General features: G+C 41.4%; 22 protein-coding genes. 19 read left to right on the plus strand and 3 right to left on the minus strand.

The features are described 5' to 3' along the window. Positions 1-251: 251 nt before the first annotated feature. Both N693_RS0116930 and N693_RS0116935 read left to right on the plus strand, forming a co-directional pair. On the plus strand, positions 252-965 hold the full coding sequence (locus N693_RS0116930) for an SLATT domain-containing protein (protein WP_025786015.1): 714 nt from the start codon (positions 252-254) through the stop codon (positions 963-965). 13 nt (positions 966-978) lie between these two features. Then, positions 979-2,409, plus strand: a complete 1,431-nt coding sequence (locus tag N693_RS0116935; protein ID WP_025786016.1) for a reverse transcriptase domain-containing protein — start codon at positions 979-981, stop codon at positions 2,407-2,409. Positions 2,410-3,729: 1,320 nt separating this feature from the next. Here N693_RS0116935 and N693_RS0116940 read toward each other — a convergent pair. Next, on the minus strand, positions 3,730-4,203 hold the full coding sequence (locus tag N693_RS0116940) for a DUF4188 domain-containing protein (RefSeq protein WP_025786017.1): 474 nt from the start codon (positions 4,201-4,203) through the stop codon (positions 3,730-3,732). Between the two features lie 655 nt (positions 4,204-4,858). Between N693_RS0116940 and N693_RS0116945 the strand changes: the two genes are divergently transcribed. Next, positions 4,859-5,563: a gamma-glutamyl-gamma-aminobutyrate hydrolase family protein gene (locus N693_RS0116945; RefSeq protein ID WP_025786018.1), complete on the plus strand. Its 705-nt coding sequence runs from the start codon at positions 4,859-4,861 to the stop codon at positions 5,561-5,563. Positions 5,564-5,628: 65 nt separating this feature from the next. Here the strand turns inward: N693_RS0116945 and N693_RS0116950 are convergent, their stop codons facing one another. Next, the gene (locus N693_RS0116950) at positions 5,629-7,611 is read right to left on the minus strand and encodes a methyl-accepting chemotaxis protein (protein ID WP_025786019.1); all 1,983 of its coding nucleotides are present in this window, start codon (positions 7,609-7,611) and stop codon (positions 5,629-5,631) included. A gap of 222 nt (positions 7,612-7,833) precedes the next feature. Continuing rightward, a complete protein-coding gene (locus N693_RS0116955) occupies positions 7,834-9,813 on the minus strand; it encodes a methyl-accepting chemotaxis protein (RefSeq protein ID WP_025786020.1) in 1,980 nt (659 codons plus the stop codon). 226 nt (positions 9,814-10,039) lie between these two features. Here N693_RS0116955 and flaG point away from each other — a divergent pair, with 226 nt between their 5' ends. The 16 genes from flaG (at position 10,040) to N693_RS0117035 (ending at position 25,801) form a co-directional block, all read left to right on the plus strand. Continuing rightward, entirely contained in the window at positions 10,040-10,402 is a 363-nt protein-coding gene (flaG, locus tag N693_RS19470; protein ID WP_025786021.1) for a flagellar protein FlaG, read from the plus strand. A 13-nt stretch (positions 10,403-10,415) separates the two neighbouring features. Further along, a complete protein-coding gene (locus N693_RS0116965; protein ID WP_025786022.1) occupies positions 10,416-11,858 on the plus strand; it encodes a flagellar hook-associated protein 2 in 1,443 nt (480 codons plus the stop codon). Between the two features lie 34 nt (positions 11,859-11,892). After that, positions 11,893-12,294 (plus strand): flagellar export chaperone FliS, encoded by a 402-nt coding sequence (gene fliS / locus N693_RS0116970; protein ID WP_025786023.1) that lies wholly within the window; start codon positions 11,893-11,895, stop codon positions 12,292-12,294. Further along, positions 12,291-12,644 carry a hypothetical protein gene (locus tag N693_RS0116975; protein ID WP_025786024.1) on the plus strand — a complete coding sequence of 118 codons (354 nt, stop codon included), beginning with the start codon at positions 12,291-12,293 and terminating at the stop codon, positions 12,642-12,644. Before fliS ends, N693_RS0116975 begins: the two co-directional genes overlap by 4 nt. 129 nt (positions 12,645-12,773) lie before the next feature. Then, positions 12,774-14,246 carry a methyl-accepting chemotaxis protein gene (locus tag N693_RS0116980; RefSeq protein ID WP_025786025.1) on the plus strand — a complete coding sequence of 491 codons (1,473 nt, stop codon included), beginning with the start codon at positions 12,774-12,776 and terminating at the stop codon, positions 14,244-14,246. A gap of 229 nt (positions 14,247-14,475) precedes the next feature. Further along, on the plus strand, positions 14,476-14,838 hold the full coding sequence (locus N693_RS0116985) for a PilZ domain-containing protein (protein ID WP_025786026.1): 363 nt from the start codon (positions 14,476-14,478) through the stop codon (positions 14,836-14,838). Between the two features lie 123 nt (positions 14,839-14,961). Further along, positions 14,962-15,534, plus strand: coding sequence for a ribosome hibernation-promoting factor, HPF/YfiA family (hpf, locus tag N693_RS0116990; protein WP_025786027.1), 573 nt, complete (start codon positions 14,962-14,964; stop codon positions 15,532-15,534). A 782-nt stretch (positions 15,535-16,316) separates the two neighbouring features. Further along, positions 16,317-18,824: a preprotein translocase subunit SecA gene (gene secA, locus N693_RS0116995; protein WP_025786028.1), complete on the plus strand. Its 2,508-nt coding sequence runs from the start codon at positions 16,317-16,319 to the stop codon at positions 18,822-18,824. Between the two features lie 39 nt (positions 18,825-18,863). Further along, positions 18,864-19,965 (plus strand): peptide chain release factor 2 gene (gene prfB, locus N693_RS0117000; protein WP_156028960.1). Its coding sequence is split into 2 segments (ribosomal slippage): positions 18,864-18,935 and positions 18,937-19,965, totalling 1,101 coding nucleotides; the frame shifts between segments, so codons are not numbered across the junction. 134 nt (positions 19,966-20,099) lie between these two features. Further along, a complete protein-coding gene (locus tag N693_RS0117005; RefSeq protein ID WP_025786030.1) occupies positions 20,100-20,543 on the plus strand; it encodes a hypothetical protein in 444 nt (147 codons plus the stop codon). Between the two features lie 313 nt (positions 20,544-20,856). Further along, entirely contained in the window at positions 20,857-21,189 is a 333-nt protein-coding gene (gene cccB / locus N693_RS0117010) for a cytochrome c551 (protein ID WP_371257575.1), read from the plus strand. Positions 21,190-21,460: 271 nt separating this feature from the next. After that, complete coding sequence (ftsE, locus tag N693_RS0117015; RefSeq protein WP_025786032.1) at positions 21,461-22,147, plus strand: cell division ATP-binding protein FtsE; 687 nt, start codon at positions 21,461-21,463, stop codon at positions 22,145-22,147. Continuing rightward, entirely contained in the window at positions 22,137-23,021 is an 885-nt protein-coding gene (gene ftsX / locus N693_RS0117020) for a permease-like cell division protein FtsX (RefSeq protein ID WP_025786033.1), read from the plus strand. Before ftsE ends, ftsX begins: the two co-directional genes overlap by 11 nt. Before the next feature lie 33 nt (positions 23,022-23,054). Further along, entirely contained in the window at positions 23,055-24,392 is a 1,338-nt protein-coding gene (locus tag N693_RS20765) for a murein hydrolase activator EnvC (protein ID WP_025786034.1), read from the plus strand. A gap of 189 nt (positions 24,393-24,581) precedes the next feature. Beyond that, positions 24,582-25,232, plus strand: a complete 651-nt coding sequence (locus N693_RS0117030) for a hypothetical protein (RefSeq protein ID WP_025786035.1) — start codon at positions 24,582-24,584, stop codon at positions 25,230-25,232. Further along, positions 25,229-25,801 carry a redoxin domain-containing protein gene (locus tag N693_RS0117035; RefSeq protein ID WP_025786036.1) on the plus strand — a complete coding sequence of 191 codons (573 nt, stop codon included), beginning with the start codon at positions 25,229-25,231 and terminating at the stop codon, positions 25,799-25,801. The genes N693_RS0117030 and N693_RS0117035 overlap by 4 nt, the downstream gene beginning before the upstream one ends. The last annotated feature ends 148 nt before the right edge of the window (positions 25,802-25,949 follow it).

Consider the following 25,949-nt stretch of genomic DNA (forward strand, 5'->3'; position numbering starts at 1 on the left):
GCGCAGGTGCTATGACGATGAAATCCGTAGGGTGTTGCCGAGTAGCAACATTCGAAGTGCCCAGCTCCTGCTGAAGTACGGCAGGATGAAGATATAGTCTATACCATGATTGAAAGACATGGAGGCATAGCAAGCCAACCAACAACCACAAGGCGTACTTCAATTGTTGCGCTAATATGGTTATACAAAACGCGATCCAGAGAACTGGATCGCGTTTTACTAATTAATATAAATTGGAGAGACTATTGACAATGAAAGATTATACTAAGATATCTATTAATTCCGAAGTGAATAAGAAAATTAATTCTTTGGATAAAACTAGAGAAAATAGAATCGAAATGAGTAAAAGATTAAAAAAGTATAATGACCAATGGCAATTTGTTTTTTTCTTTTTAAATATAGAAGCAGTAATATTTGTTGTCCTGTCACTTGTATTTAATAGCGATGTAAATATTGATGTAAATCATCAATTCGGGATGTACTCAAGTCTTTTCGCTATATATGTAATATTATTACAATACTATGTATCGAACTTAAACTACAATGAGAGATCCTTAAAATTACATTATCATCAGCTAGATATTGAAGATTTAATTTTAAAACTGAAAGGTATAATGTTAAATATAAGCGAGTCGAAGCAATCAAACGAGTTAAGTACACTTGAAGAGAGATTTAGTGCGGTAATGTATAAATATCAACTATTATTAAAAAGTAATGAAAACCATAAATCCATTGATAATAAAGTAGCTATATACAAAAAAAATAATCGCAATAAAAACGTCAATAAATCTCCTGTTGATTTTGAAGCTAACAAAAACAATAACGAATCAGATGAAGAAAGAGTTTGTAACTCATCAAGTGAGAATGAAAAAAAGCCGATAGATTATAGTTTAGACAACATTTTTTTAAAAATAAATATGATAGTTGTAGTTATGTTTATATTAGTCATGATGAAATTTTTATAATGGGTGATAAATGATGATGAATAGTAATACTGCAGAGCTAAGCTATTTATATATTAAAAGAATGTCTTTATCAAAAAAACACAATCCTCAATCATTAGCGAATAATAAAATTTTTGAGGAGAAAAGCAAAAAAGAAATTTTGGATATTCTGGATTTGGATGTAAATGAATTTTGTGATTTATATCAACCAACTAAATGTAGGGACTTTATATACAAAAATGATTATTTGACCCCACGTAATATGTATCTTATTAATCCTCTATACTATATGAAATATACTAAAATAGTATTTGACATTGCCAAACAATATATTGGTATGCATGAAAATGAACTGAACTTTTCAAAAAGCAAGATTAGTGTTTTCTACTCTGGTTTGTTTAGTATTAATAGCTCTAAGGAGAGCATTGATAACAATGCTATGTTCAATAAAAGTTATTCTAAATTTCAATTAGAAAGAAAAAAGTATTTTGGTAAGCATGTTTTAAAAATTGATATACAAAATTTTTTTGATTCTATAAAGAATGATATATTGTTTGAGAAGTTGGGAAGGGTCTTGGGGTCAAACTCCTCAATTGATGAGCTGAAATATATACTTAATAGCTGTGGATTTGTTACGCTACCTCAATTCCATTATTCTATAGCATCTTCACTTCTGTCTCAACTTTTTTTACAGGATTTTGATTGCAAAATCAATCAAATACTGGAGTCCCAGAATCTGCAGCTAATTAGATTTGTTGATGATATGTATATAGTTTATCCTAGTGATTCTGTGGAAAAGAAGTCAATAAATGAACTAATGAATAATATTAGCTTTTTTCTATGGGAAGACGAACTTTGTTTAAATAACTTGAAGACAGAAATTCTTAGTCCTGAAGAATATAGAGCAAATTTTGATGTGGAAGAAGAATATCTTGATTATGAGAAGTCAACTTACTTAGCCGAAAAAGCTATTGAAGAAAAAACTATTGAAGTTATTTGTACAGGCAAAATATCTTTATATTTTGAAAAACTCTGTCATATTAAGAAGGAAAACGGTATAGACTTGAAAAAGTATCATGAGTTGTCTAATGAATACCTGGCTACAGAAAACGGAGACGTTAGCAAAGTAATAAATGCAATTATATTCTCAGGAAGGTGGAAAGCGCTCAGTGATAATGATTTATTAAAGCTCGTCAACGATTGGAATTATATTTTTTTTAACCCCTCTCAATTTACCATATTGTTTATTATGGTTTGTCGTCATCTTGAATTCAAGAAAGTTATAAGTGGAACTCAAATTAAGTCTTTACTAAGTTACCTATTTACGAATAAGTCATTCACCTTTAGAGATGCGCTTGTGTCTATAACTTATTTAATCCAAAATAAGAAAAAGAATAAGACGATTCTTAATCAATTAGATGGCATAAACCCACAATATGTGCACTATATCACTACATATATATAATATAAGGGTTTGATGGACCTGTTCGTCACACAACTCAGACATTATTCTGACTACCTATCGAGATTCATTGATACTATCGCGCTTATTCTGTGTAACGAAACTATGTGAATCATTAATGGTTACATAGTGGCACCCACGTGTGTATACAATCGCAATGCTATGGGAGCAGGTACCTGGACATAACACAATTCGAACACTATTTAGGTAACTAAAGTTTTGATTTCATCTGCACCTGAATTTTACAATTCTTGTGCAACATACCGATGCATTTCAGTTTGAAAAGGAGAAGGTAATGAAAAGAGTTGCGAGGGTAAACTAAAAGTGATTATTGGTTCTGTTATTTTCAATACCCATACATAGTGACCATTAGCATACTTTGAATTTACATAATGGATTTTTCTATATAACAGTAAATATTAAAAGAAGATATTTTAAAGGAGCTTTCCTTTGAATAACAAAGTGACCAAGGAATTATAGGTCATCTAACAGTAACTGGAATAATAGTAGGTACCTGGACCCTGTGCAATTAGAACACTATTCAGGCAACTAGAGTTCTGGTTGCTTTTGCAGAAAGATTTTACGGTTCTGGTACAACATACCGATGCTTTTCAGCTTGAAAAAGTGAAAATAATGTAATGAGTTGCGAGGGTAAACTAAAAGTAATTATAGGTTCAGGTAGTTTCAATACCGATACATAGTGACCATTACCACTCTTTTAAATTACATAAAAGATTTTTATATATAGCAGCCAAAATTAAAGGAGCTATCCTATGATAAAACACATCGTCCGAGGAATTAGAAATAATCAAACAGCAACTGGCATTGTGCAAACTGCAAGATCGTCAGGTTGAGAATATTGAGATGAGATTACATACGATGAAAACGATTGCTCAGTATGCGTCAGAGCATGAGCTTACTCGGGTGGAGAGGACACGGCAGAATAAGGACTCGAAGAGCATCAGTCGATTATAAAAGGTTTAGAACAGGAGTACGTAGAATTATTGAAGCAATGGAGAAACGACTTGCCCTTGCAGTGAAGCTTCCCCCTATTTAATCCTTTTCCTCAAGAGAGCCGATGCTATGATTGGACCATTTCTTGCTATCCATAAAAAAGTGTAGAGATTAATATCGTCGAATGCATAGGCAGCTAGAAGCGAAATACGGCGAACAGCCGGTATAGTTGAATGTCTATGAGAATAAGGCGGGCGCGAGGAAACTGTACGAGTCGCTGGGGTTTCAACTTATCAACGAGTATGATGCAGACGGGGAATTATTTATCGAAAAAGGTAAACTCCTCACAGTCCAAAAAGCGGTCTCCCTTTATCGGGAAAGCCGCTTTTTTGCCGTCTGTTTATCGATTGTAATCGGCATGAGCTTTGTCGCTTTGCCAAGTCCATATTGCGGCATGTTGACATAGACGGATTCGTATTGTCCTTTGGAAAGGATATACGTTTCATGATAGATACCGACTGCGTCATTATTGGCGGTAAGCCGGTTGAACTTTTTCCAAGCTTTCAGGTGCTTTTCGTTTTTGGAATAGGCGAGCAAGTCGTCAAGGGACCGCCAATACTGGATCATTGCGGAAGTACGCAGTCCGAAGTAATTTTCGGATGAATGAAAACCAAGTTCTCTTTTATGCGTGTACAGCTCCTTGATCATGCCTGGCATTGCGAGAAAAACGGGCAGCCATCGGTGGACGGAAAGCCTCTTATTGATGCGCATGCCGATGATAAAGACAACAATGTCTTCCGAGTTGTCAGCTGTATACCTACCGGGAAAAACAGATGATTGCATTGTGTAAATCCTCCTTCACTTAGTTATGTACCTCATTTTTATCTGCCACTACATCTCCATTTTCATCCCGCCAGAGTATCTATCCAGCTGTATAAGTAGCGGACGCTGGTTACAGTGTCTATCCATATTTTAACGCCAGATAACTTAACCTTCATGATATATGGTCACAAACCGCTTTTTGGCATGTTCTTTCATCTTAATCGTCTCCATTTTGTGTAGTACTATCTTTACGTTTCGGCTATCATAAAGTTTCGTCTTACTCTAAATGGATCAATACACTCTTTCAGTTAGCTGTATGCGTATTTTCATTTCATACAACGACAGAGGAGCAGGTACCTGGACCCCTCACAATTCGAACACTATTCAGGCAACTAGAGTTTTGGTTGTTTCTGTAGCAAACTTTTACGGTTCCGGTACAACATATCGATACATTTTAACTTGAAAAGGTGAAAGTAATGTAATGAGTTGCGTAGGTAAACTAAAAGTAATTAGTGGTTCTGTTATCTCCAATACCCATACATAGTGACCATCACTAATCTCTTAATTTACATAATGGATTGAAAACCTCTAAACCTGGGAATACATCATTAGCGACAAAACCATCCACGCAACTACGGATGGTTTTGCTATTTTATTTTCAGAGGAGATTTTCATTATGAAACCAATCATAGGCATCACTTCAGACATAGACGAAAACGGAGAGACATTCCTTAAAGCAGACTACAGTAGGGCAATTTTGCGTGCAGGAGGACTTCCGGTTGTTCTTCCAGCGGGGCTCGAAGACATTGATGAAATTTGCAACAGAATGGATGGTCTACTGTTAACTGGCGGAGAAGACGTAAATCCACTTCTATTCGGTGAAGAGCCAAAACGGGAGCTTGGTAAGATTGCACCTGAACGCGATGAGATGGAGATGGCACTTGCGAAGTGTGCGGTTGGTAAGGACATGCCAGTTCTAGGAATTTGCCGTGGTCATCAAATTTTGAATGTTGCGCTAGGAGGTACTGTTTATCAGCACATTTATACCGACTTGGAAGGAACACTATTGCAACATAAGCAGCAGGCGAACCGCAACTACCCGACGCATACGGTTCAAGTGACAGAGGGAAGCCGTCTAGCAGAATATGCTTCGGACAAAGAGATACTTGTGAACTCCCTCCACCATCAAGCAGTGAAGGATGTACCTGAACCATTAAGAGTCATTGCTACTGCGCCTGATGGAATTATCGAAGCGTTAGAAAGTACGAAGCATCGTTTTGTGTTGAGTGTGCAATGGCATCCTGAAGCACTCTCCAACCGAGCGGATGAAACTTCGTTGAGATTGTTTGAGGGGTTCGTTCAAGCTTCTAGCAAATCGTAATTCATCCTAATATAACGAATAAAAGGGACTGCCGTGTAACTTTGGCAGTCCCTTTTGTTTAATTCTTACACCTTAAACCGATCAATTGCATGACTCAACTCTTCACTCAAGTTCGTCAACGTCTCCGCTGCACTCGTCACAGACTGGATCGCACGAAGTTGTTCATCCGTAGAAGCACTCACTTCTTCACAAGCAGCTGCCGTCTCTTGCGACGTTGCGGCCATCATTTGAATCGTCATCGCTACATTATCTTTATGCTGCGAAACTGTTTGGATCTCGATTGAAATCGCATCGATGGAAGCTTGCATATCTGCCATTAGCGCAGACAGTTGACCAAACGTTGACTCAGTTTCTTGGACGACAATACCTTGGTCACGGAACGTTATGATAGTTTCTTCCATTTGTTCTGTCACTAGGTGTGATTCTTGTTGTAGTTGCTGTACGGTCGTTTGAACTTCTTCAGTTGCGCGTGCGGACTGTTCTGCGAGTTTTCGTACTTCCTCTGCTACCACTGCGAATCCTTTTCCGTGCTCACCTGCGCGTGCTGCCTCGATACTAGCGTTCAATGCGAGTAAGTTCGTTTGGGATGAAATATCCGTGATTGTATCCATCACGCCACCAATCGCTTTTACTTTTTCGCCAAGCGTTGCGATCGCTTCATTCATCGATTGCAGGTTCGTCCCCGAGGATTTAAATGTGTCTTGTAACTGTGCCATTTGTGTTTGTCCGTTGGCATTCATGTTACCAGTCCGCTCCGCAATTTCAGTCATCGACACAGCCCGCTCTGAAATGCCGTTTATCTGACGACCGAGTTCTTCTGATCGATCCGTGACCGTTTCAGCGTCTTGCGCAGACTTAGATGCGCCTTCCGCAATCTCGTTTACCGCATGCGCGACTTCCGCACTTGATGCACTTGTTTCTTCTGCGACTGCACTTAAACTTTCGGAGTTCGTCCGTACGTTATCTGCAGATTGATTGACGACAGAAATAATGCTGTGCATGTTTGTGAGCATCTGGTTAAAGTTATCGCTGAGCTGTCCGATTTCGTCTGATGATTGAATGTCGGATTGAGCAGTTAGATTACCCTCAGCTACTGCGTCCATCGAATTGCGCAGACGCGCGATCGGCTTCAACAATTTTCCGATGATAAAGTATAAACCGGCACCTACAATCGCTAACGTGATGAGTGAAATGATAAGGATGGATTCTCGCAGTTGTTTGGCCATGCCCATTAAGTTGTTTTCTTCATAAACAGTTCCAATCTTCCATTCATAATCAGGAAGAGTCTTGAAGACGTTTAAGCGTTTAATTCCTTTTTCGTCTTTATAACGTAAGTTTCCCTGTTCTTTTGAAAACAAATCTTTCACATATGGTACGTCCATCAAGTTGTCTCCACTCTTTGTCGGATGCGAGATGGCAGTCCCTTCGCTATCATACAATACTGGAAACCCATCATAAGCAATTTTAGTGGACTTCAATGCAGCGGTCATCGAAGAAAGTTGAATGTCTACACCAGCAACACCAGCAAGCTCTCCATTTTTCTGAATGGCTTTTGAAGCAGTGATGACGAATTCTCCTGTTGCTTCATCCACATATGGCTTGGACCATTGGACTTCATCGGGATTCGATGCTGCCTTTTGGTACCATTCCCGCGCTGTCGGGTCGAAACCTGTTAAATCCACGACCGGAAAGATTCCGGTATATTTCGAGGGGAGGGCGTAATAAGAAGATGATGCATCCGGATAAATCTCAAGAAATTCCTCCAATTCTTTTAGAAGTTCTTTTTCAGTGATCTCTCCGCCTTCAGGTCCTGTAAAGTTCACGAGTTTATCTGAAGTCGTGACGAGGTTAATTCCTTTCCCATACTGGTCCAGAAACGTCTCTACAGAATAGCCCATCTGATCAGCCAAGCCTTCGCTTGAATCAATAACGCGTTCTAAAGAACGTTTTTTGATTTGGTCGTTCAGCATGTATGCCATTAGGACCATCCCTACTAAAAAGAGTACGATTGTTGCTAGAATAATTTTGGTTTTCAGTGACTTTGCCATACTCATTACCCTCTTCCGTTGTATTATATGTATATATACTAGTTACTTCGACATTCTTCGAGGGAAGTTGAGTGAGAATTATTTAAATATTTCTTCGTCTCTAGGAAAGAGGTGTAAATCTATGAAACGAGGGATGATAGTTAGATGTTTTAAAAGAAAAATAACTCAATATCAAGAAAAAAGAGACTGCCTAATGTTATGGCAGCCCCTTGTCGTGCATCATTACACGTTAAACCGAGCAATTGCTTGACTCAATTCTTCACTTAAATTAGTCAATGTCTCTGCTGCATCCGTCACCGATTGAATGGCGCGTAGCTGTTCTTCCGTCGATGCACTCACTTCTTCACATGCAGCAGCGGTTTCTTGTGACGTCGCAGCCATCGTTTGGATTGTTGAAGCTACATCGTCTTTGTGCTCAGAAACCGTCTGAATTTCAGATGAAATCGAATTGATGGATGCTTGCATATCCTCCATCAGAGTAGATAGTTGACCGAATGTTGTTTCGGTATCTTTAACGACCATGCCTTGGTTGTAGAATGTGGTAATTGTCTCTTCCATTTGTTCTGTAACGAGACGTGACTCATCTTGCAATTGCTGAACAGTCGTTTGGACATCTTTGGTTGCTTGCGCTGATTGCTCTGCAAGTTTGCGTACTTCTTCTGCAACTACTGCGAATCCTTTTCCATGCTCGCCAGCACGTGCTGCTTCAATGCTTGCGTTCAGTGCCAACAAATTCGTTTGCGATGAAATATCCGTAATGGTATCCATTACGCCGCCAATTTCCTTCACTTTCTCACTGAGGGTGAAGATCGCTTCATTCATCGATTTCAAATTCATACCTGATGTCTGGAATGTCTCTTGCAATTGAGCCATTTGAGTTTGTCCATTTGTGTTCATAGTTCCTGTGCGTTCAGCAATCTCTGTCATGGATTCGGCACGTTCTGTAATACCGTTAATTTGACGGCCAAGTTCGTCTGAACGTTCTGTCACCGTTTCAGCGTCTTCTGCAGATTTCGATGCTCCTAGTGCAATTTCGTTTACGGCGTGCGCAACTTCCGAGCTCGATGCATTCGTTTCTTCAGCGACTGCACTCAAGCTTTCAGAGTTAGACCGTACATGTTCCGCAGATTGGTTCACAACGGAAATGATGCCATGCATATTGGTAATCATCTGATTGAAGTTCGTACTTAGTTGGCCAATTTCGTCCTTTGTCTGAATGTCGGATTGAACGGTAAGATCACCCTCCGCCACTTCATCCATGAGTGCCCGAAGACGGGCAATCGGTTTAAGCATCCTTCCGATTAGGAAATACAACACGACCGCTACGATTACTAAAACGATTGCAGAGATAATTAGAATGGAGGTTCTAAGTTGTTTCGCCATCCCCATCAAGTTGTCTTTTTCATACACTGTCCCGACTTTCCAACCAAACTCTGGGAGCGTGTTAAAAATACTGATCATATCTTTCCCGTTTTCCTTGTAAGCAAGATCACTGCGTTCATAATTATACATATCTTTCACATTAGAAAGGTTCATAAGGTTCTCTCCACTCTTTGTTGGATGAGTAAGAGCGGTCCCTTCTTTATCAAAGAGAAAGGGTTTCCCCTTGTAAGGTATGTCAGTTTCATTCAACATCTTAGAAATTGCAGTGAGTTCAAGATCGACTGCCGCAACTCCAGCTAACGTTCCGTTCGTTTCAACCGCAAGTGAAACGGTCGTCATCAGATTACCGGTTGAGTCATCTGCATAAGGAGGAGTCCATTGTATTTTACCAGGAGATGCAGCAGCTAACTGATACCAAGGACGTTCTGTCGGATCGAAAGAATTAGTATCTCCTTTTGGAAATTGCACACTGTGCTTGGAAGGGGCCGAAAAGTAGACTGCAACGGCTTCATCGTAAGCATTAAGAAAAATTTCTAGTTGTTCCTGAAGCTGAGCTTCAGCAGCGGCACTTTCTTTAGTAGTTGTGAAATCCGCTATCTCCTTTGAATCTGCAAGGAAAGTCAACCCTTTACTGTATTGTGATAAGAAATTTTCTACAGAATCGGACATTTGATCTGTTGTCCCTTCGCTAGAACTGATGACCCGTTCAACGGAGCGGATTTTGATCATACCGTTCAGCATGTAAGCCATCAGTAAAATACCAACTAAAAATAGTAAGAGGGTTACTGAAATGATTTTGGTTTTAAGAGACTTTGTCATGATTTTCCTTCTTTCTTCTATTATGTACACAAAAGCTATTTCGGTAGATTGAACTAAAAGTTTAGATACAATTTAATTATTTTGAAATAGTAATTAAAAAAGAGAGAATGATTGTTTCCCATCCTGGGTAAGAAATCGATCCTACATTCCGAAACTCCTGTAAACTTCTCTCAATCTTTGCCGATATTAGAATTAGTATAGTGTGACTTTTGAGGAGGACGGAGAAATGGTCAGTCAAATAGGGGGAAGTCCAGACCGCCAACATGCGGCAGGGCCGACGGATGGAACGTCATCCGGAATTGTGACAAAAGTTGAAGCCATTAACGACCAAGCACAACAGCAAGCATATAGAGAACAGGATTTACCCATCAAGAAAGCCAAAGAATTAACGGCGGGGTTGAATAAGTTCCTAGAAAGCGTAGACACGCAGTTGAGGTTTAAGATGCACGACGAATTGCACGAATACTATGTGACGATTGTAGATTCCAAAACCGAAGAAGTAATCCGGGAAATCCCATCCAAAAAACTGATGGACATGCACGCGGAAATGAAGAAATTCCTAGGACTGCTCATCGACCGAAAAATTTAAGGAGTGATTGGATATGAGAATAGGTGGACTAGCCAGCGGAATCGATACTGAATCGATTATTAAGGACTTAATGAAAGCTCAACGTATACCGTTGGATAAAGTAACACAGAAAAAGCAGTATTTTGAGTGGCAGTTGAATGATTATCGTAGTGCGAATCGAGATTTGAAGGGCTTTAGTGATAAGTTGTTCGATAATGTTATTTTACAGAAGAACTATAATGCGAAGAATGTTTCAATTTCAGCCCCTGATGATATTTCGATTAAATCGAAAGGCAATACGGAAAATTTTTCTGGGACGATTAATATTAAACAGCTTGCGACGAATGCCACATATACAGGTGGCACTACACTTAATATTGATAAGAAGTTAAAAGGTGATTCATCAATTAAAATACAGGGGCCAGGTGACTTAGAGCCTGTAGAGATTGAATTTGCTAAAGGCGATAGCATGGATGACATTGTAAAGAAAATTAATGAGAAATCTAGTGTTCGTGCATTTTATGATGAAAAAACAGGTAATTTTGGTTTCACTGCAAAACAAAGTGGTGAGGGCAATATCGTGATTACAGAAGGTAGTAAGGGAACTGGTATAGCTGGCTATTTGGGAATTTCAAGTAAGACACAAGGCACAGGAACGGCGGGGGTGGATGCTAAAATTCAATATAACGGAATGGATATAACCCGCTCGTCCAACATATTCGAATTAGACGGTATGGAAATCACTCTTAAAGCTGCAAATCAGAAAGATATAACATTCGATGCAACAACTGATACAGACAAAGTGTTCGAAACTGTCAAAGGATTCGTCGACAACTATAATAAACTAATAGAAGATCTAAACAAAAAAATCCGAGAACCCAAATATCGCTCGTACCAACCTTTATCTGCAGAAGAAAAAGCAGATATGAAAGAAAAAGAAATTGAGCTATGGGAAGAAAAGGCGAAAAGCGGAACACTCCGTAATGATCCTGAACTCTCCAGCCTTTTATCGACAATGAGAACCGCACTTACAGGAACTGTTGAAATAGATGGCAAAAAACTCAATTTAAGCTCATTAGGAATTACTACTTCTACTGACTATCTAGATCATGGTAAATTAGTGATTAATGAAACCAAGTTGAAAGAAGCAATTTCTAAGGATCCTGGTGAGGTACAAAAGTTATTTTCAAATGATGGTGCCGGTAAAGAGCAGGGTCTTGCTCGTAGAGTGCGTGATGCCGTTGATGCAACTCAAAAGTCCATCCAAAACAGTGCCGGTAAAGTAGGCGACAGCAATAAGGCATTTAGTTTAGGGAGTACGCTCGACAGCATGAATAAACAAATCGAACGCTTTGAAACACGCATGCAAATGGTTGAATCCCGTTATTGGAAACAGTTCAATGCCATGGAAAATGCAATCCAGCGAGCGAATGCGCAATCTGCAAGTTTGATGTCTGCGCTCGGTGGCGGTGCTTAATTGAAACACGTAATACAAAAGGAGAGTCTTTAAAATGGTTATGCATAATCCGTACGCTACGTACCAAAATAATTCTGTCACAACGTCGACGCCTGGTGAATTGACTTTGATGCTGTATAACGGTTGCTTGAAGTTCATTGAACAGGCGAAACGTGCCGCGGACTTGGGTCAGATTGAACAGAAGAATACGGCTGTGCAAAAAGCTCAAGCGATTATTTCTGAACTGATGATTACGTTGGATGCTTCGTTCCCTGTCGCGAAAGACATGCTCGTGTTGTATGAATTCGCAAACAGCCGTTTGGTAGATGGAAATATTAAAAATGATGCGAAGCTGTTCGATGAAGCCGCTGAAATTATTACGGAGTTCCGCGATACGTGGAAGCAAGTCATCCAATTGAACCGCCAAAAGCAATATGGGAACGTGAGTGAGATATGATTCGGACGGAGCTCATTCAATGGAAAGAGGCAACGGATCGATTGCTTGCGCTTCCCATCGTAAATGATGACGACCAACGCGACGCGATGATTGCTTCCGTCGAAAAGATTTTAGATGAACGGGAGCAATTGCAGCCTCGCATCCAGCCACCTTTTTCTGTTGAAGAAGAAGCATTTGGGAAAGAGTTGGTTACTCAGGAGCCAAAAGTCGCTGTGAAGTTGGAAAGTTATCTAACTGCCATTCGAAAAGATCTCTCTGCGTCTCAAACGAAAAAAGATGGTGTACGGAGTTATGTCAATCCCTACAGCAAAGTTGCCCGTGATGGTACGTTTTACGATACAAAACAATAAGAACACTAAGCCGACGAATTTATTGTTCGTCGGTTTTTATATGTCTTTAGATCTATTACTACTAGTACTTACGTAAGGTATAATAGTTTTAATAAATTGGAAAAACTATCAAAAATGAGGAGTGATGCTATGACGATCGATCAGTTGAAACATGCTGACTGGCTTAGGAAAAATCATATTTTGTATATTGGTTTTGCGATTGGTGGGGGACTTGGGCTCATCGCCCAATTTGTTTTACAATCTAATATTCAGACAATCCTTTCCGTAGCTATCCCATTTCTAATCGGAACTGCGTTTTATGTTGCATTTCGTTTCACGAAAACAAAATGGATGACGTTAAGTTTGCCGTACATATTATTAGCATCCACATTTGCTGTATCACTGGGAGTTATTTTATTGTCAGAGGCTAATTTAGGTTCTATTGGGATTATCTTTTTCTTATTAGTACTTGGTGGAATCCATGGGCGCTTACTTATTATGGGAGTAGCTTATGCACTAAGCTTAGGTGCGCTTGTCCTGAATAATATGGTGTTTGTGTCCCCAGAATTAGTTGATGGAAGTGGTGCGAATTTAATCTTACTGCACTTTTTGAGTGGACTGATTTTAATGCTAGTCGTCCGTCTAAATGCGAAGAACTTCTCGGAAATTGAACGTTTTACTGAGCAAACGGAAGCGCTTAGAAGAGAAGAGGCGGAACTTGCTGAACGGTTGGATTTATCAGTTGAGAAAATCACGAGTAACTTAAGTAAACTTCGCGATTCTTCCGCGACATCGTTAGGCTCTCAACGTGAAATGCTGACAGCCATTCATGAAATAAGCGGAGCTAGTCAACATCAGGCAGACCATATTTCCGTGATTGCTGAACGCTCTGAACAGACGTATGAAGCGGTTGAGGAAATTTCTAAAGGTCTTTCGTTACTTGCCCAAAAAGCAAATGACGCGGGAGAACGAGCAGGAGAAGGAAGTACCGAGATTGCCGGATTGAAGAGTGGGATTGATGCATTTGCGGAATTCTTTGATGAGCTAAACAGTACGTTTTTGGTATTATCCGAAAAGATTGCGGAAACAAATGCGTTTGCAGGGTCCATTAAAGAGATTACGGATCAGACGAATTTGCTTGCGTTGAACGCTTCGATTGAAGCGGCGAGAGCGGGGGAGCAAGGGAAAGGATTCGCTGTAGTAGCTGATGAAATTCGTAAGCTTGCGGGAATGACGGATCAAACGCTATCTAAAATCGATACGAACCTCTCTGAAGTGAATACGTTCAATGAACTCGCAGTGTCCAAGCTAGCTACTGGGAAAGAGCAGATTTCTGAGCAAACGGAAGTAGCGGATGCTTCTAATACAACGTTTACTGCATTGCATGAAGGAATGCGCGACTTGCAGAAAGAAATGCAATCGTTCATCGAGTCATTTAAAGAAATCACAGCGAACACTGACAATGTTCGGGGGCGGACGATGGAATTCGCTTCGGTTATCGAAGAAAGCACAGCTACCATTGAAGAGCTGGATGCGACACTTACACATCTTGTTGAAGAACAAAGTGAAATCGACTCATATTTACAAAAAACGTACAATGAAGCAGTTAGCCTACGCGGTTAACAATGGCTCACTCGGCTTTTGCTGGGTGGGCATTTTTTATACATGAGAGCACGTTTCGTATCATATTGTAAACGACGCGAACATTTTGATAAAGAGGTTTCGTATCGCGTCTGTTTGGTAATAGTAGAGGACGGAGCACCTACTCAGATATTCGGTGAAATGATGGACGCAGAACTGGTAACTATTTGATATACTGAAGGGACTAGAGAAGTGGATGGAGTGTGAAGATATGCACTATAAACGTGACGAAGCTTTCAGATTTCCTTTTAATGAACCTATCCCCGCAGAATTCAGTATTTATCTAAAAAACAGTGATCGTCCTGGAACCGGAACGGGTGACTCTAAGTTGCTGGATATTAGTCCGGGCGGTACCCGGATGGAAACGTCTTATAATATTCCAGTAAAAAGAGAAGAAGTAGCTATTCGATTGCGCTTCAGCCTTTTTCAGCAACCAATTGAAACAGACGGAGTTATTGTCTGGAAGGAAGCGGTTGGAACGGGTTGGATGTACGGCATAGACTTTGACGAGAACGAGTCAGTTGCTCAAACAATCGTCAATGATCTAAAGCTTCGCAGACAAGCTGAGCGTTAATCAGCTTGAAAAGCACTTCGGCAATATCCGACAAAATTCTTTTTAAATTTCACAAAGAAAAGAAGGGTTTTGTCCGGTCAATGGAGAAGATAGAGTTAGTGTCAAATTAAAGGAGGAGTTTATATGTTAGACTTCAACATTCGTGGCGAAAACATCGAGGTTACTCCAGCAATTCGAGAGTACGTTGAAAAGAAAGTCAGTAAACTGGAAAGGTACTTCACAGAGGGTGTGAAAGCAACAGCCCATGTGAACTTGAAAGTATACAGCGATAAGCAAACTAAAGTTGAAATTACAATTCCAATGAAAAATTTGACACTCCGAGCAGAAGAACGTCATAACGATTTATACGCAGCGATCGATTTAATCGTCGATAAGCTTGAGCGTCAAATCCGTAAATATAAAACACGTGTGAATCGCAAGTTCCGCGAGCGCGAAGGCGTTGGCGCATTCTTACAGGCAACAATGGAAAACGATTCGAAAGAGCAAGATTACGCTGATGACGAAAACGACTTCAATGTCGTTCGTACAAAGCAACTCGATTTGAAGCCAATGGACCAAGAAGAAGCCATCCTTCAAATGAATATGCTAGGACACGATTTCTTCATCTTCACTGATGGAGAATCTGATTCGACAAACATCGTCTACAAACGCCGTGACGGCAAGTACGGCTTGATAGAAACTGGAGCTAATTTGTAATTGGAAACCGCCCGTAACTTTGGGCGGTTTTTTTGTTGGCAGATTTATGTTTGCCTTTAAGTGCCCATTGTTGTTGGTAGCGGCTCCATAACGTGGCTGAGCGCTCTAGAAGGTTGGTTACACGCACAAGCGAGTGGTGAGTCCGCTCAAGCAAGGGCGAAAGTGATCAAGCAAGTGGTGAATCCGCTCAAGCAAGGCCGAAAGTGATCATACAAGGCAAATTCTGCTCGATTCCGTGGCAATCTACGTTTTTCTCAATAGGTATCCTAGCTCGCGACCAATCCATCTTTCTTGGATCTTAAAACCAAGCCTGATTGGTGTGCTCCGCTACGCTCCGAATTTCGTAATGAGAAGTGGGGAATTCAGGGTTTCGTCTCAAGCTGGCCAGAAAGTGATCAATTAAGTAGCAAATCCTCTCAAGCGAGGTCAAAAGTGATCAAGCAACCAGCAAATCCGCTCAAGCGAGAGGAATGTGATCAAGCAAGTGACAAATTAGCTCAAGTGAGGCGGAAAGTGATCAAGTAAGTAACAAATCCGCTCTAGCGAGGGGAAAGTGATCAAGCGAGTAGCGAATCTGCTCAAGCAAGGCCAAAAGTGATCAAGCAACCAGCGAATCTGCTCAATCGAGGCCAAAAGTGATCAAGCAACCACCAAATCCGCTCAAACTAACCCCAAACCTCCTCCCATAATCCAAAAGTCGGAAATTTCATTGCATTGCATTTGCGCCTACCCTTTCACAATGTTAAAATGAAGGGTGAACTTTGTGAGGATGTGACCAAATTATGCTAAGCGTATTGAATAAAATGTTTGATCCGAATAAACGTGATTTGAAACGACTAGACAAGATTGCTGATCAGACCGAAGCACTAGCTACCCAAATGGAGCAGCTATCGGATGCTGATCTCACTGCGAAAACAGCGGAATTCCAGCAACGTGTAAACAATGGCGAAACTCTCGATGAGATCCAGCCAGAAGCGTTTGCAGTTGTCCGTGAGGCGGCGCGCCGTGTTCTCGGCTTGTATCCATTCCGTGTTCAAATCGTGGGTGCAGCAGCACTACATGAAGGCAACATTGCGGAGATGAAAACCGGGGAAGGTAAGACGTTAACGTCAACCCTTGCAGTGTATTTGAATGCTCTAGACGGAAAAGGCGTACACGTCGTGACAGTCAACGAATACTTGGCTTCCCGTGACGCTCAGGAAATGGGACAGTTGTATGAGTTCCTTGGATTGACTGTTGGCTTGAACTTGAACAGTTTAGGTAAAGATGAAAAGCGTGAAGCGTATCTTGCTGATGTTACGTATACGACGAACAATGAGCTCGGCTTTGACTATTTGCGTGACAACATGGTGTTGTACAGCGAACACAAAGTACAGCGTCCACTTCATTATGCAGTCATTGACGAAGTTGACTCGATCTTGATTGACGAAGCGCGAACTCCACTTATCATCTCGGGGCAAGCTGCGAAATCAGCAGAATTGTACCGTTTGGCAAACCGTTTCGTGACGACGTTGAAAAAAGAGGAAGACTTTGCATTTGATGAAACTACTAAAGGCGTAACAATGACTGAGACTGGAATTGAGAAGGCCGAGAAAGCGTTTGGAATCGATAACTTATTCGACTTGCAGCACGTTACTCTCAACCACACGATTAATCAGTCATTAAAAGCGCATGTAAGTATGCATGTTGACGTAGACTATGTCGTACAAGAAGGCGAAGTTGTTATCGTCGATTCATTCACAGGTCGTCTGATGAAAGGTCGTCGCTATAGTGATGGACTTCACCAAGCGATCGAAGCAAAAGAAGGCTTGGAAGTTCAAAACGAATCAATGACGCTTGCGACGATTACATTCCAGAACTATTTCCGGATGTATGACAAATTGTCTGGTATGACAGGTACTGCGAAGACGGAGGAAGAGGAATTCCGCAACATTTACAACATGAACGTTGTAGCGATTCCGACGAACCGTCCGATTGCTCGTGATGACCGTCCAGATTTAATCTTTTCTTCAACAGAAGGAAAGTATAAAGCGGTTGCGGATGACATTAAAGAGCGTCACAAAAACGGCCAGCCAGTTCTTGTTGGTACGGTTGCGATTGAAACGTCTGAGATTATTTCGAACTTCTTGAAGAAGTACGGCGTGCCTCATAACGTGCTGAACGCGAAAAATCACGGTCGTGAAGCAGAAATCATCGAACAAGCGGGCCAGCCAGGTGCGGTTACGATCGCTACGAACATGGCAGGTCGTGGTACTGACATTAAGCTTGGCGAAGGCGTACAAGAAGTTGGCGGACTCGCAGTCGTTGGTACCGAACGTCATGAATCTCGTCGTATCGATAACCAGTTACGCGGACGTTCTGGTCGTCAAGGAGACGCAGGTATTACACAATTTTACTTGTCTCTTGAAGATGAACTAATGCGTCGTTTTGGCTCTGAGCAAATGAAAGGCATGATGACGAAACTCGGTATGGATGATGAAACACCAATCCAATCGAAAATGGTCTCACGCTCTGTTGAATCTGCTCAGAAACGCGTAGAAGGGAATAACTTCGACTCCCGAAAACGATTACTTCAATATGATGATGTGTTGCGTCAGCAGCGTGAAATCATTTATAAAGAACGTAATGATGTACTCGAATCAGACAACGTACGCCCTGTATTGGAAGCGATGATTGAACGTGTCATTGAGAATGCAGTAGCGATTCATACGACTGAGGAAAAACAAGAAGACTGGGCACTTAAAGCTCTTGTTGATTACTTAGGCGCGAACTTCTTGCCTGAGGACCAGCTGACAGTTTCAGAATTCGAAGGTAAATCGGCACAGGAACTCACTGATTTCATCAAAGCAGAAGTTATTAAACGTTACGATGAAAAAGAAGAGGAAATGTCCGAAGAGAAAATGCGTGAATTTGAAAAAGTTGTCCTACTTCGTGCAATCGATACGAAATGGATGGACCATATCGATGCTATGGATCAACTGCGTCATGGTATCCACTTGCGTGCGTACGGTCAAAATGATCCTCTTCGGGAGTACCAGGCAGAAGGATTCGGCATGTTTGAAGAAATGGTTAATGCCATTGAATCAGACGCTGCGAAATACGTCATGAAAGCGGAAATCCGTAATAACCTAGAGCGTGAAGAAGTTGCGAAAGGGCAAGCGGTAAATCCGAAAGAGGATGGCGAGAAGCCTGCTAAAAAGCCGGTTCGTCGCTCCGTCAATATCGGTCGTAATGACCCATGTCCGTGTGGCAGTGGGAAGAAATATAAGAATTGTCATGGTCAAGAGTAACTTGGTCGTGAACCTGAATTTTTGGAGGAACAATATATGATGGAATTATCAGATGTACGTAACGAGCTCGACAAAACAGCTAAGAAATTAGTGGACTTTAGGGGGTCTCTTTGACTTAGAAAACAAAGAGGCTCGTATGCAAGAACTAGAGGAAATGATGTTAGACCCTACGTTTTGGGATAACCAAGATGCAGCTCAGACCGTCATTTCTGAATCGAATGCACTCAAAGACGTCGTCGGCGAGTTCCATGAGATGAATGAAGAGCAAGAAAATCTTGAAATGACTGTTGAACTGTTGAAAGAAGAGCCAGATGAAGAGCTCCAAGAAGAACTCGGTAGCGAGTTGAAAACATTTTTGAAGCGTATGGAAGACTTCGACTTGCAGATGCTTTTGAGTGAAGAATACGACAGCAGCAATGCCGTCCTTGAAATTCACTCAGGTGCTGGTGGTACGGAGTCTCAAGACTGGGCATCCATGATTTTAAGGATGTATACACGTTGGGCAGAGCAACGCGGGTACAAAGTGGAGACACTCGATTACCAAGCAGGCGACGAAGCTGGCGTGAAATCTGTAACACTTTCGATCAAAGGTCATAATGCGTATGGCTATTTGAAAGCTGAAAAAGGCGTTCACCGTCTGGTTCGTATTTCACCGTTTGACTCGTCTGGTCGTCGTCACACGTCATTCTCTTCTGTTGAAGTAATGCCTGAATTCTCAGGTGACGTAGACATCGATTTGAAGATGGAAGACGTTAAAATCGATACGTACCGCTCAAGCGGTGCGGGTGGACAGCACGTTAACACGACGGATTCAGCTGTTCGTATGACTCACCTTCCAACAGGTGCAATCGTAACGTGTCAGACAGAACGTTCACAGATCAAAAACCGTGAACGGGCCATCAACTTGTTGAAGGCCAAAATTTATCAGATCCGTGTCGAAGAAGAAGAGGCACGCCTTCTCGAAATCCGTGGAGACCAAAAAGAAATTGGATGGGGCAGTCAGATTCGCTCTTACGTTTTCCACCCATATTCCATGGTGAAAGACCACCGGACAAATGAAGAAACGGGTAACGTCGGTTCGGTCATGGATGGAGAACTCGATCCGTTCATCAATGCCTTCTTGCGTTCCCGTATTTCATAAAAGCGCAAAAAATAGCGAGGCTGTCATCGAAAGTCAGTAAAGTGACATTCGAAGGCAGCCCTGTTTTTTACGATGATTTATTTGAAAATTTAGTTCCCTTGTACATAGAATAATCTTTGGCTGGAGGTGAGAACTTGTTCTTTAAAAAGAAAGAAAAATCGATTCAAGTGCTATATAACGTTCTCGTCTTTACAAGCGATTCGACGAATGAAGACACGTTACAAGAGTGGACGGACCAACTAATGGACGCTGCTGAGAATGTAGGGACAGCTGAATGGATCATTGCTGAAAAATACGACAGCAAGGAACTTGAGATTCTAAAGGGGCGGTTTCCGACCGTAGATCAGCAACAACCCTTTTTCCAAATCAATGAAATTGATTACACAGCCATTCGAAATGAAGAGGAAAAAATGGAAAACACCCAGAAATGGCGGAAGTTTTTCAACCTAATCCCTTTAGAAAATTATCTTGAAATCGAAGACCGTATTGTTTCGGATACATCGAAAGCGCTTTTCTGTACAAATGATTTAAATGAAGCTGAACTATTTTTAGTAAAACAGGCGAAAATCGATAATTGAGGATGAATAAATAACTGCCATTTGGTCAGCCTAAAGGGGAGATGGCATTTGGTAGAGACAGTTGCATGCATTATTTGGATGAATGGTGAAAAGCGGTGTGTGAATAATTGTCGAAAGCAAACTTATGCTCATTTCAAAAAGAATTCTTCATCAAAACAGGTTTGAATTCTGCAGAAAAGAGAATACTAAATAGTAGGAGAGCCCTCTCTGTAAGCTATTCGTCCTAATTTTGTCACACGGTTTAGAGCGGGTTTGGTCTTTTTTTGCTATACTAGAAAAGCACGTATTATATTTATCTAAAGGAGGAAATTTCATGAAAATGAAAAACAAATTCTTAGCAACGATCTTCGGTGCAGCGCTTGTACTTGGTGCTTGTGGCGGCGGCGGAGATGACAAAGCTGGAGACAAAGATTCAGCTGCTGGCGGCGTAGATGCGGACAAAGTATACCAAGCAAACTGTGCAACTTGTCACGGTGGGAAATTGGAAGGGATGAACGGTCCTGCACTAGCAAACATCGGTGGAGAGCTTTCTGAGGACGAAATCCACGACATCATCGAAAACGGTAAATCCGGCGGAATGCCTGGAGGTCTCATTAAAGGGGAAGAGCTTGACGCAGTTGCTAAATGGCTTGCTGAAAAGAAATAAGCTACTGTTACACAATCGACCTAATATCCGCATAACGAACAGAGGTATGCTCCGGCTACCTCTGTTTTTTTGTCTTTATACATACCAAAGCACATTTCCACTCTTCGACATAAAAACACGCAGACTACCAATAACGGGTTCCACATTACAGAATTGTTGAAAACCTGTGAACGTTTTAGGGAAAATGAAATATTCCTGTAATATTGTGGTGGTTTATATCTGTTATACTTAAAAAGCTGAAGAAAAGTTTTGAATCAGGTGGTTACAAAAAATGATTAAAATGAAAAACGTGTACAAAAAGTATTCCAACGGTGTCGTTGCCGCTAACGGTATTAATATCGACATTAACCACGGTGAATTTGTTTACGTCGTGGGTCCGAGTGGTGCAGGTAAATCGACATTCATCAAAATGATGTATCGTGAGGAATCTCCAACAAGCGGACAAATTTTCATCGACGGTACAGACCTTGGTACGTTAAAAAACAAAGAAATCCCATACTTGCGAAGACAGATAGGGGTCGTGTTTCAGGACTTCAAATTGCTACCAAGACTGAATGTTTATGAGAATGTGGCATTTGCGCTTGAGGTAATTGAAGAAACACCAACTGAAATACGTAAAAAGGTAACAGATGTTTTAGCGCTGGTCGGATTGTCCCAAAAAGCGAGAATGTTTCCTAACGAGTTATCAGGCGGAGAACAGCAGCGAGTGTCGATTGCACGTTCGATTGTGAATGAACCTAAATTGGTCATTGCAGACGAACCGACAGGAAACCTCGATCCGGATACGTCGTTAGGCATCATGAACATCTTTGAGAAAATTAACAACCGTGGGACGACCATTGTTATGGCGACACACAACAAAGACATTGTGAACAGTATCCGCCATCGCGTTTTGTTAGTAGAAGGCGGAATGATTACAAGAGATGAATACGAAGGAGAATACAGTTATGAAGGGTAGAACGCTAAGCCGACACTTCCGGGAGAGTTTCAAGAGCCTCGGACGAAATGGCTGGATGACGTTCGCCTCCATCAGCGCCGTTGCGGTTACTCTCCTACTTGTCGGTAGTTTCATTGTTATGATGATGAACTTGAACAAGATGGCAGATAACATCGAGAACGACGTAGAGATTAAAGTGGTTGCGGACGCTGCAGCAAGTGATGCGGCCGTGAAAGAGTTACAAGAAAAAGTACAAAAGATCGATGGAGTCGCAAGTGTTGAATTTGCATCGAGAGAAGACGAACTGGATAAGATCATTCAATCTTACGGTAAAGAACTCTCACTCTATAAACAAAGTAATCCTTTAGGTGATGCGCTATATGTGAAAGCGGCTGATCCACACAATACGGCTGCAATTGCAAAAAAAATCGATACATACGAGTACACAGCAGATGTTGTTTATGGAGCAGGAAAAGTCGAGAAATTGTTCAATGTCGTAGAAATCAGTCGGAATGTTGGTCTGATTTTAATACTAGCATTACTATTTACGGCAATGTTCCTCATCTCCAATACAATTCGTTTGACGATTATTGCGCGAGGTCGAGAAATTGAGATTATGAAACTTGTAGGGGCGACCAATAATTTTGTTCGCATCCCGTTTATATTAGAAGGCGCTTGGCTTGGCATCTTCGGATCCATTATTCCGATGGCCGCCATCGCTATTGCGTATCAACAAATCTATGCCTACTGGCAACCTAAATTGGTCAATGAAATGTTCCAATTGCTAGATCCGATACCCTTCATTATTCAGGTAGATGGTCTGTTGTTGTTCATGGGTGTGTTTATCGGCGTGTGGGGCAGTTTGATGTCCGTACGCAAATTCTTGAAAGTCTAAATAGCCGATCGAATTGAAAGGGGAACTGGGACTGTGAGAAAGAATAAGGGATTGCTACTATCTACAATGGGTGTGTTGTTGCTCTCAACTACATTATCCGGAACAGTAGCATCAGCGAGCTCGTTGAAAGATATGCAAGATGAACAAAAGGTGCTTCAGCAAAAACAACGAGAATTGAATAAAGGCATCCAAAACAAATCCAACGAGATTAATGAAAAGCAAACAAAGAAACAATCGTTTTTGGAGCAAATTACAAAGTTAAATGGTGAAATCGAAACGAACAACGAAAAAATTCGTGACGTTAAAGAAAAAATTAGCCAAACGACTACAGAAATCACAGAACTTCGTGCTTCTATCAAGACGTTGGAAAAGCGAATTAAAGAGCGCGATGAAGTGTTGAGAGAAAGAGTTCGTACGATGCAGGTCAAAGGCGGAGACGTTAGCTACCTGGACGTACTTCTTGGCGCGAACAGTTTTTCAGATTTCATCGACCGTTTCTCAGCGGTATCTACATTGATGGACGCTGACCGTAAGATCATGCAACAGCAAGAAGATGACATGAACCAGCTTGAAGAAGAAAAGCAAATGGTCGAAACAAAACTTGCTCAACAAGAAGAACGTAAAGAGAAACTAACAGACTTGAAGAAAAAGCTTGAGGGTCAAAAAGTTGAGAAGGACAAGCTAGTGGATCAGTTGGAAGCTGAACAAGCAAAACTTTCAACTGAAAAGGCAAGCTTAGAGAATGAATATGACGAAACACACGAACTTTCCGCAGATCTTGTGAATCAAATTAGTGCTGAACAAGATCGTTTGGCAGAAGTTGCTCGTCAAGCAGAACTAAAGCGTAAAAGTGAAGCAGAAGCGAAGCGCCGTGCACAACAAGCAGCGAATTCATCAAGTTCTTCATCATCAAATAGCCATGATTATAGCCAACCAACTGCACCTCCAGTTTCAAGTGGCACATGGACTCGTCCAGCAAGCGGGCCACTTACATCATCATTCGGTTGGAGAATGCACCCGATCTTCCATACACAGAAGCAACACCGTGGACAAGACATCGGAGTTCCAGTTGGTACAACAGTCGTTTCTGCTGCTGAAGGTGTAGTGTCCCATGCAGGACCAATGGGTGGGTTCGGTAATGCGATTATGGTTACACACTCCATTAACGGGCAAATCTTTACCTCCGTTTACGCACACTTATCTAGTATCGGTGTGAGTACTGGACAGCACGTCGGAAAAGGTCAATTCATCGGAAAATCAGGGAATACAGGAAATTCAACAGGGCCTCACTTGCACTTTGAAATTCACGTAGGTAACTTCTCTGCATCCGGTCCAAGTGCCGTGAATCCGTTGCGTTATGTATCATTTTAAGTAACACTTCTATTAGTATTATTACCGGTTTATCCCTAAAGCAAACATGCTGGAATTAGGGAGCACCGATTACATGGAAAGGCTCGCATACGTGCGGGCCTTTTTCTTTAGGAATCACAAGTGGATTTTGTGGTTTTGATGGGCACTTTACGATACCATGAGAGGTATACTGAACTAAAGGAGAACCCAATGCCTGTTACCGACTATTTTCTATTATGGAAGGTCACTGTACCTTCTTCCTGGATCGCAGCCGTCATTGGATTTATTCTCGCATGGCTCGCTGTAAGAGTGAAATTTGGTAAACCAGTCGCGGACATCGTTGTGGACGCGCTCTTCACCACTATTATTGTATGGAAACTGTCCGTGATTGTAACGGACTTTGAAACGGTACTTCGTGCACCTATGGCCATTCTTTATTTTAATGGAGGGATGTTTGGATTCCTTGCGGGGATTCTTATCGCGGCTTTGTTCATTCTTTTTTCACGCAAGCCCAAGCCGCCAACCGTTAGTCAAGGAATTTTGCTAGGGATTATTAGTGCACAAGCTGGCTATCAAGTAATGATGGCTTTGCTGAATGAGGGAATGCTTGTAACAAAAGTGATTACAATCATCTTGTTTACAGCGATTGCTGTGCTTGCCTTTATTCATGTTGAAAATGAAAGCGTGCCCGTTATCTATTCTGCAGGATTGTTTGTGGCTGCACACGCGTTCATTGCTGCACTTCAGCCTACTGGATTTACGGGTATTCCGTTCGCAGGAACAGTTATCACAAGCATCTTCGTAGTAATAATTACGGGACGTTTTACACAAGGTAAGGAAACAGATGGAGGGATACGATGAATAAAAAGTGGATTGGATATGCGATCGCAATTCTTTTAATCGGTACGATGATTGTCGTAATGGTAAAGTCAAATTTGGATAAACCTGAAGTTATCGACACGGCTTCTACTAAAGCGATGTCCAAAAGCACAGTTGGGCTTGAACAAGGAGATACACCGCCAGACTTTGAGCTCGAGACATTGGCTGGGGATAAAGTTCGTCTTTCCGAGTTGAAAGGTAAGAAAGTCATTCTGAACTTCTGGGCAACGTGGTGTCCACCGTGTAAAGCAGAGATGCCCCATATGGAAAACTACTATAAGAACCTGAAGCCTGAAGACAATGTAGAACTGATTTCTGTCAACTTGACGACCGCAGAAAACCGCGGAGTCAAAGCAGTCGAAGAGTTTGTGGACGCTTATGAGCTAACGTTTCCGATCTTGCTCGACACAGAAGAACTCGGTATGACGGACTATAAAGTATTCTCGATTCCAACGACATACATCCTTAGCACTGACGGAACCATTGACAACCAAATCGTCGGCCCCATGGACGAAGAAATGATGAAACAGCTAGTGAAGGATGTTGAGTAAACGGTCTTGACCTTTTCATTTATCTTTTAACCCTTTCATTCAATGAAAGATATACATCCAATTATACTCGTTGATTGAAGCGTAAGACGGCGACTCCTAAGGGATAAGCGAAGATTGAAGACCCTGGACTGAGCGGAGCGAAGGAAGC

Source organism: Sporosarcina sp. D27 (genome assembly GCF_000586555.1).
Taxonomy (GTDB): Bacteria; Bacillota; Bacilli; order Bacillales_A; family Planococcaceae; genus Sporosarcina.

What these genes read in the sequence shown, in the direction of transcription:
- N693_RS0116930 (WP_025786015.1), top strand. Translation starts at nt 252, where the DNA reads ATGAAAGATTATACTAAGATATCTATTAATTCCGAAGTGAATAAGAAA.
- N693_RS0116935 (WP_025786016.1), top strand. Translation starts at nt 979, where the DNA reads ATGATGAATAGTAATACTGCAGAGCTAAGCTATTTATATATTAAAAGA.
- N693_RS0116940 (WP_025786017.1), bottom strand. Translation starts at nt 4,203, where the DNA reads ATGCAATCATCTGTTTTTCCCGGTAGGTATACAGCTGACAACTCGGAA.
- N693_RS0116945 (WP_025786018.1), top strand. Translation starts at nt 4,859, where the DNA reads ATGAAACCAATCATAGGCATCACTTCAGACATAGACGAAAACGGAGAG.
- N693_RS0116950 (WP_025786019.1), bottom strand. Translation starts at nt 7,611, where the DNA reads ATGGCAAAGTCACTGAAAACCAAAATTATTCTAGCAACAATCGTACTC.
- N693_RS0116955 (WP_025786020.1), bottom strand. Translation starts at nt 9,813, where the DNA reads ATGACAAAGTCTCTTAAAACCAAAATCATTTCAGTAACCCTCTTACTA.
- flaG (WP_025786021.1), top strand. Translation starts at nt 10,040, where the DNA reads ATGGTCAGTCAAATAGGGGGAAGTCCAGACCGCCAACATGCGGCAGGG.
- N693_RS0116965 (WP_025786022.1), top strand. Translation starts at nt 10,416, where the DNA reads ATGAGAATAGGTGGACTAGCCAGCGGAATCGATACTGAATCGATTATT.
- fliS (WP_025786023.1), top strand. Translation starts at nt 11,893, where the DNA reads ATGGTTATGCATAATCCGTACGCTACGTACCAAAATAATTCTGTCACA.
- N693_RS0116975 (WP_025786024.1), top strand. Translation starts at nt 12,291, where the DNA reads ATGATTCGGACGGAGCTCATTCAATGGAAAGAGGCAACGGATCGATTG.
- N693_RS0116980 (WP_025786025.1), top strand. Translation starts at nt 12,774, where the DNA reads ATGACGATCGATCAGTTGAAACATGCTGACTGGCTTAGGAAAAATCAT.
- N693_RS0116985 (WP_025786026.1), top strand. Translation starts at nt 14,476, where the DNA reads ATGCACTATAAACGTGACGAAGCTTTCAGATTTCCTTTTAATGAACCT.
- hpf (WP_025786027.1), top strand. Translation starts at nt 14,962, where the DNA reads ATGTTAGACTTCAACATTCGTGGCGAAAACATCGAGGTTACTCCAGCA.
- secA (WP_025786028.1), top strand. Translation starts at nt 16,317, where the DNA reads ATGCTAAGCGTATTGAATAAAATGTTTGATCCGAATAAACGTGATTTG.
- cccB (WP_371257575.1), top strand. Translation starts at nt 20,857, where the DNA reads ATGAAAATGAAAAACAAATTCTTAGCAACGATCTTCGGTGCAGCGCTT.
- ftsE (WP_025786032.1), top strand. Translation starts at nt 21,461, where the DNA reads ATGATTAAAATGAAAAACGTGTACAAAAAGTATTCCAACGGTGTCGTT.
- ftsX (WP_025786033.1), top strand. Translation starts at nt 22,137, where the DNA reads ATGAAGGGTAGAACGCTAAGCCGACACTTCCGGGAGAGTTTCAAGAGC.
- N693_RS0117030 (WP_025786035.1), top strand. Translation starts at nt 24,582, where the DNA reads ATGCCTGTTACCGACTATTTTCTATTATGGAAGGTCACTGTACCTTCT.
- N693_RS0117035 (WP_025786036.1), top strand. Translation starts at nt 25,229, where the DNA reads ATGAATAAAAAGTGGATTGGATATGCGATCGCAATTCTTTTAATCGGT.